The 6500-nt window shown below is 63.8% G+C and carries 8 protein-coding genes and 1 pseudogene; 5 read left to right on the forward strand and 4 right to left on the reverse strand.

Features of this window, described 5'->3' with window-relative positions:
- The 3 genes and pseudogenes from EOA27_RS16870 to EOA27_RS16880 form a co-directional block, all read left to right on the forward strand.
- Positions 1 to 310, forward strand: a pseudogene (locus tag EOA27_RS16870) (hypothetical protein); the annotation flags it as partial.
- Positions 311 to 504: 194 nt separating this feature from the next.
- Complete coding sequence (locus tag EOA27_RS16875) at positions 505 to 933, forward strand: MerR family transcriptional regulator (protein WP_126078376.1); 429 nt, start codon at positions 505 to 507, stop codon at positions 931 to 933.
- Complete coding sequence (locus EOA27_RS16880; protein WP_126078377.1) at positions 869 to 1288, forward strand: carboxymuconolactone decarboxylase family protein; 420 nt, start codon at positions 869 to 871, stop codon at positions 1286 to 1288. Before EOA27_RS16875 ends, EOA27_RS16880 begins: the two co-directional genes overlap by 65 nt.
- A 64-nt stretch (positions 1289 to 1352) precedes the next feature.
- Here EOA27_RS16880 and EOA27_RS16885 read toward each other — a convergent pair whose 3' ends face one another.
- The 3 genes from EOA27_RS16885 to EOA27_RS16900 all read right to left on the reverse strand — a co-directional run bounded on the left by EOA27_RS16885 (position 1353) and on the right by EOA27_RS16900 (position 4731).
- Positions 1353 to 1700 carry a DUF1491 family protein gene (locus EOA27_RS16885; protein ID WP_126078378.1) on the reverse strand — a complete coding sequence of 116 codons (348 nt, stop codon included), beginning with the start codon at positions 1698 to 1700 and terminating at the stop codon, positions 1353 to 1355.
- A 528-nt stretch (positions 1701 to 2228) separates the two neighbouring features.
- Positions 2229 to 3020 carry a peptidoglycan-binding protein gene (locus EOA27_RS16895; RefSeq protein WP_126078379.1) on the reverse strand — a complete coding sequence of 264 codons (792 nt, stop codon included), beginning with the start codon at positions 3018 to 3020 and terminating at the stop codon, positions 2229 to 2231.
- The gene (locus EOA27_RS16900) at positions 2995 to 4731 is read right to left on the reverse strand and encodes a PAS domain-containing sensor histidine kinase (RefSeq protein WP_127256738.1); all 1737 of its coding nucleotides are present in this window, start codon (positions 4729 to 4731) and stop codon (positions 2995 to 2997) included. The genes EOA27_RS16895 and EOA27_RS16900 overlap by 26 nt, the downstream gene beginning before the upstream one ends.
- A gap of 555 nt (positions 4732 to 5286) precedes the next feature.
- Here EOA27_RS16900 and EOA27_RS16905 point away from each other — a divergent pair.
- A complete protein-coding gene (locus EOA27_RS16905) occupies positions 5287 to 5676 on the forward strand; it encodes a DUF5330 domain-containing protein (protein WP_126061981.1) in 390 nt (129 codons plus the stop codon).
- A gap of 110 nt (positions 5677 to 5786) precedes the next feature.
- Positions 5787 to 6215: a SufE family protein gene (locus tag EOA27_RS16910; protein WP_127256736.1), complete on the forward strand. Its 429-nt coding sequence runs from the start codon at positions 5787 to 5789 to the stop codon at positions 6213 to 6215.
- A gap of 85 nt (positions 6216 to 6300) precedes the next feature.
- On the opposite strand, the gene EOA27_RS16915 is transcribed toward EOA27_RS16910, so the two are convergent.
- Positions 6301 to 6500, reverse strand: a 200-nt coding sequence (locus EOA27_RS16915; RefSeq protein ID WP_189562043.1) for a MucR family transcriptional regulator, incomplete at its 5' end; no start/stop codon positions are given.

The raw sequence follows: 6500 nt of genomic DNA on the forward strand, positions 1-6500 counted from the left end.
CTCGGTGACCGGGCAGTCGGGTTATGCCGCATTGCTTGCGGCGCTGCGCGCCCTCGACCTCAGCGAGGACAGAGCCTTCCTGATCGCGGTCGCGGTCTATCCCGGCGAGTTCCCGCACCCGCAGGCGATCCGGCTGTTCCTCGACCGCTACCGGCTGCTGCACCGCGAGGCGGCGCTGGACAAGGTGCGCGCCTGGAAGGCGGAGACCCTTTCGCGTGCCATCCGCGACAAAGCGGCCGACACGATCGGTGGCGAGCGACGCGACGCGTCGAACGGCGACGACGCGAGCTCCAGCCTCAAGGCATCCTGACCGGCTTCAAGCGCCTCGCGCTTGAAAGGATTAAGGGGATGCGCTTTAAGCATTCGTTTTATCAGCTAAAATCAACGATCAGATGTCGTCGCGAAAGTTAGCATTTCCGCGACACGACGAAGTGACACAGCCTCTTGACTTAGAGCTCACTCTAACTCGTAGCTTTCTGCGCGTCGTGACGAAAGAAGAGCGTGATGAAGATTGGCGAGCTGGCGAAGCGTTCGGGACTGTCTGCCTACACCATCCGTTACTACGAGCGGATCGGGCTGCTTCCCCATGCCGACAGGGACCAATCGGGCCAACGTGACTACGACGTATCAATCCTGACCTGGATAGAATTTCTCGATCGCCTCAAAACGACAGGGATGCCTATTCGGGAAATGCTGCGTTACGCGGCCTTGCGGGAGCGCGGCGTCAACACGGAAGCGGAGCGCGGCGCGTTGCTCGAGCAGCACCGCGAGCGTGTCCGTGCGCATCTGGCCAAACTGCAAGCCTGCCTTCTCGTCCTCGACACCAAGATTGCCGGATATGCCGGCGTTGAAAAGAGGATGAAGGACTATGACGCATCAATCCCCGAACGTCAGCGAAAGCCGGCTGGAACGCGGCAAGCGGGCGCTCGCTGAAATAGATGGCGAAGCCGGCCGCAATGTCATCGCCGCCCTGGCGGACATTGCCCCCGATTTCGCGAACTACGTGTTCGAGTTCTCGTTTGGCGACATCTACAGCCGCCCCGGCCTCGATCTGCGCGCCCGTGAGATCGCGACCATCGCGGCGCTGACTGCGATGGGAACCGCGACCCCGCAACTGAAAGTCCATATCGAGGCGGGGCTCAATGTCGGGCTGACCAAGGACGAAATTATCGAAACCATCATCCAGATGACGGTTTATGCCGGCTTTCCTGCGGCGCTCAACGGGCTGTTTGCGGCCAAGGAAGTCTTCGCTACCCGGTTTCCCGTCCAGAAGGGGGAAGCGGCATGATGAACCTTCTCGCCCAGCGCTCTTGCTCTCATCGCGATTCCGGTCCCATGAATGGCGAAACGCCCTAGTCGGCCTTCACCGAAAGAAGCTCTTCGACCGGTACAGTCCCTGCCTCGATCTCGACCACCCAGATGTCGGGATCGAATTTCTTCTCGCGCTCCAACCGCGCATCGAAGGCGGCGCTATCGTCGCCGGCATCGAGCAAGGTGAAGAAGCGCTCATCCGGCTTGGCTGAATCGTAACTCGTCTGCGGCGCCGGCCCGTAAAGAACGACCTCCCCCAGACGCCCGCGCGACAACACGAAGACGGCGCCCGCCTCGGTGGCGCCGCGCTTAACCACGGCGGCAAAACCGCCGGCGCCGAAAACGCGGCGTACAAGGGCCGAAACCCAGAGATCGGTGGTTACGCGCATGGGATCGTTCCGGATGACATGCCGATTGTTTAACGAGATTCCGGCTTGTCCGCGAGCGCCGGGCAGCGACAGGTTTGGATTGCTGTGGTCCCGCGTCCCCTGACGGTGGTGTTGCTTTGCCTGACAGGTCGGCGCTGCCGCTCATTGCCCTGCCGGGCATTTCCCCCCGTGTAGTGACGGGGAGAAGGAAGCTTGCGCTGACGATTTCGCCAATCTCAGACGTTGCAGGAAGAGCGCCGGCGCCGCGGCCAGCCCCTTCCCCCGTTCACGGGGAGAAGATGCCGGCAGGCAGATGAGGGGCGGCGCCGGCTCCGACAATTGGCAAATTTCGTGAATGCACCGGATAATGCTATCGTTGCGCATGGAAGCGACAATCCGACCCCTAACCGATCATGAACTGAATCAGCTCAAGCGTGCATATGCTGAAGGCATGGCGAGCGGTGAAGGCCAGAGCGTGGACCGCAATGCCTTCTTCCGCGCTCTAAAGGCTAAACGCGCAGCCCAAAACTAGATTGGCGCCGCCGCCACTCAGTTCGTCAGACCGATCTCGCGCATCTTGACGTACACCGCTTCGTCCGGCTCGCCGGTTTCGGGCAGGCCGAAGAGAGCCTGGAATTCCTTGATCGCGGCCTTGGTGCGGGCGCCGACCTTGCCGTCGAGCTGCATGTCGTTGTTACCGAAAGCTTTCAGACCGGCCTGGATCTTGACGATGCGGGCATCGGGCGATTGCGTGGCGCCATCGGCCGGGGCCGAGACGGGAATTACCGATGGCTTGGCGGACGGCGTGGCTGCTGCCGCGTCGGCCGGCCGCGGCGCCGGATGTGGAATCGCCGCCGTCGTCTGGCGCGTGCCAAGCTGGTCGAGCAGCGCGCCGTCGATCTCGCCCGAGCCCGGCAGCCCGACTTTCAATTGGTAAGCCTGGATCGCCTTGCGGGTCGCCGGTCCGGTCAGACCATCGACTGTGCCGTCATAGAAGTTGAGGTCCTTCAGGATGCCCTGCACCTGCTGGACGATCGGATCCGGCTTGGCCACCGGCTGTGCCGGCGGCTGGCGCACGATGTTGATGGTGGTCTCCGGCTCGTTGGAGACGGTATGCGGGAAATTCTCGATGCTGCGGGTGGCAAAGAAGGCGCCGGTATGCGGAAAAGGCTGATACCAGAGCGCATTGGCCGAGACATAGAACAGCGTCACCAGGAAGGCGGTCGAACCGCCGACCAGGACCGGGTTGCTTGCGATCAGCTGGCCGACCGCGGCCGCGCCTTCGGCAAGGACGCCGCGCTCGGGTTCGACCACCTTACGCCGTTTTGCGGAGCGAGCCATTCCCCTCCCCATCTCTATCCCCCTTCGGCTTCGCCGCCGGCATGGCCAGCACACCGGGTTGCGCAACGGAATGCCGCTTCGGCCCGCTCACCGGCAGGCCGATCGTCACCGTGGTGCCCTCACCCGGCGCGCTCTCGATCGACATCGTGCCGTCGTGCAGCGCCACCAGGCCCTTGACCAGCGACAGGCCGAGCCCGGTTCCCTCGAAACGGCGCGTGTAGTCGTTCTGGATCTGCATGAAAGGCTTGCCGAGATTGGCCATATCCTCCTCGGCGATGCCGATGCCGGTGTCGCTGACCCAGAAATGCAGGCGCGAGCCGACGCGCTTGGCGCCGATCACCACGCTGCCGCCATCGGGCGTGAACTTGACGGCGTTCGAAGCGAGATTGATCAGGATCTGCTGCACCGCGCGACGGTCGGCATTGATCTCGCCGGCATCCGGCGCGATCTGGGTGGCAAGAACGATGCCCTTGGCGTCGGCCAGCGGCCGCATCATCGAGCGGCACATGTCGACGGCCTCGACGAAACGGAACGTCTCCAGCTCGGTCGCATAGGCGCCCGCCTCGATGCGCGAGACGTCGAGGATCGAGGTGACGACGGACAGAAGATGCTGGCCCGACTCCCTGACCAGGCCGACATATTCCTTCTGGCGCGGGTCCTTGAAGGCGCCGAACATCTCATGCAGCAGCATGTCGGAAAAGCCGATGATGGCGTTGAGCGGCGTGCGCAGCTCGTGGCTGACCACCGCCAGGAAGCGGCCCTTGGCCACTTCGGCGGCCGCGGCGGCCTCCCTGGCTTCCGCAAGCTCCTCGCGCAGCTCCGCGACATCGTCGTTCTCGCGCAGCACCAGCATGAAGACGTCGCGTTCGGCTTCGCCGCGCAGCAAGTCGAGACTGAACGGACGGAAATTATCGGCAGCGCCGGAACCCTCGCGCGGCAAGCGGATGCGCAACTCAAGCCGGCGCTTCGGCGCCCCCTCGCGCATGTCCGCCAAGGCGGTGAGATAGGCGACGCGGTCGGACAGATGGACCCGCTCGAACAGGCCGGTGCCAAGCAGGAGCTCCGGCGCCAGTTTCAGGACCGAACGCGCTTTGGCGGACGCGTCGAGCACTTCGCCCTGGCGGCCGACGCGCAGCACGACGGCGTCGATCAGGTCCTCGAGACGATCGCCGGCGGGCTCCGCCGGCCGCAGGCCGGCAGGATCGGCGAAGGCGGCGGCACGCGGCAACAATGTCAGCGCCCAGGCTAGCGGCAGCAGCCAGTGCCAGGCGGCGATTTCGCCAGGCGGCAGGAGCTGGCCGGCAAAGGGCTGGAGAACGATCGCGGCGACCGCGGCCATCACGCTCGACAGCGCGGCGCGCCGCGACCCGGAAACCCACCAGGTTTCGACCGGCAATGCCAAGCCCAGCAGCGCGACCGGCGAGGCCAATCCCCCTGCCGCCGCTATTGCGCCGGCAAGGGCAAGGCCGCCCAAGGCGACCGCCATGCGGCCGGCGAGCGCCATGTGGCCGGTGGCGGCGACCAGAAGCGCGGCGAACCAGCACAAGCCGAAAGCGGCAAAGATGGCGGCCATGGTGACGGCCGCGCCGAGACTCGAGGTGACCAGCGTCACCGCGGCACCCGCGGCAAGGAATGGCGCGGCGAGCATGACGCCGATGAAGCGGCGCTGGCGCAGGCGTTCCGCCTCACTCGTCACGGTGGGGTGAACCAAGCGTTCGCAGCCGGCGGCAACCGCGCCGGGCAATTGAACGTATCTGGCTGAAATCGAACTCAACGCACGCGTACCCGGTGGTAAAAACATCCTGCCTGGCAGGTGACTCAATCAATGACTTGAAACTCGCATCCAGCGTTTAAGGAATGGATAAGGCTGGCGGGTGCCAGCGACCGCCCCAAGGCAAATATTGTGATGCCGGCACCGCAAAGCGCGCCGAGTTGGCGTCATGGTAAACGGCGCGTTAGCCGCGAGGCCTGTGCCAAAACGGGCCTAAACCTGACGCGGCTAATTTCTGTTGCGAATAAATCGAATAATTACAATGCGATATATGGTTATCGTAAAGTTAATGCTGTCGATGAGATTCGACACAAGTCCGCTTCAAAACCAATTCCTTTCCAATTCGCCTAAAATTTGAGACAAATTCGCGGCTTCGAGGCAAGCCGTCCTTTGCGTGACCGTGCCATTATCGTGCCCATAAAAGAGGTCATGCCGATGGATGCATGACCCGTCACGGATGGATGCAGGATCCATCCCGCACGAGAGGCAAGTGAGATGGGCTTTCTGATCAGGATGGCTTTCTGGTTTTCGCTGGTGCTGCTGGCGCTGCCGCTCGGCGTCGGCCCGGGCGAGGACGGCCAGCAGAGCGTCGGGCCGATCCAGGCGCTGTTCGCGGCGCGCGAGGCGGTGGGCGACATTGCAGGGCTCTGCGAGCGCAAGCCCGATGTCTGCGAAACCGGCAAATCTGCCATGTACACCATTACAGTCCGGGCCCAGGAAACGGCCAAGATCGCCGCCGCCATGATCGACGACAAATCAGAGCAGGCAGGCGCGGCCGAGACGAAGGTTGCGGACACGGCCAAGATGACCACCGGCAGCGTCGCCGAGGACATCGTGCTGCCCGCCAAGGTCAACATACCAGTGCTGTTGACTTCCAAGAACTGAGACAATCTTCAGCCGCCACTTGGCTACGCCGCGGGCCCGTCCGACCTCTCGACGCCCGCGGCGCTTTCTTTTTCCGTGACGCGACGGTGCCGCGCCACTATATGCGGGCCATGACCACCCCGATCCAGACGATCCGCGACGACTTTTCCCTGCTCGACGAGTGGGAGGACCGCTATCGCTATGTGATCGAGCTCGGCGAGGGCCTGCCGCCTTTCCCCGAGAACGAACGCACGGCCGCGAACAAGGTGCCCGGCTGCGTCAGCCAGGTGTGGCTCACCACCGAGCAGGGACCGGGCGCCGATCCGGTGATCAGCTTCCAGGGCGATTCGGACGCCCACATCGTGCGCGGCCTCGTCGCCATCATGCTGGCGCTGTTTTCGGGCCGGCGGGCAAGCGAGATCCAGAGCACGGACGCGGAGGCGACGCTAAAGGAGCTCGGGCTGGACGAGCATCTTTCGCCGCAGCGCGCCAACGGCCTGCGTTCGATGGTCAAGCGCATCAAGCGCGACGCGGAAGCGGCGCTGAAGCAGACGGCCTGATCCGGTCCATATCGCCTTCGCTATCCGGAAAAGCAAAACGGCGCCGCAAGGGCGCCGTCGAACTTTGCCTGAGGAACGAAGCCGATCAGCGGCCCTTGCGCTTGCGGCCCAGACCCATCTTCTTGGCGAGCTGCGAGCGGGCAGCCGCGTAGTTGGGGGCCACCATCGGATAGTTGGCGTCCAGCCCCCACTTCTCACGGTATTCCTCCGGCGTGAGATGGTAATGGGTCATCAGGTGACGCTTCAGCGATTTGAACTTCTTTCCGTCCTCCAGACAGACAATGT

It is taken from the genome of Mesorhizobium sp. M2A.F.Ca.ET.037.01.1.1, from assembly GCF_003998075.1.
GTDB lineage: Bacteria > Pseudomonadota > Alphaproteobacteria > Rhizobiales > Rhizobiaceae > Mesorhizobium.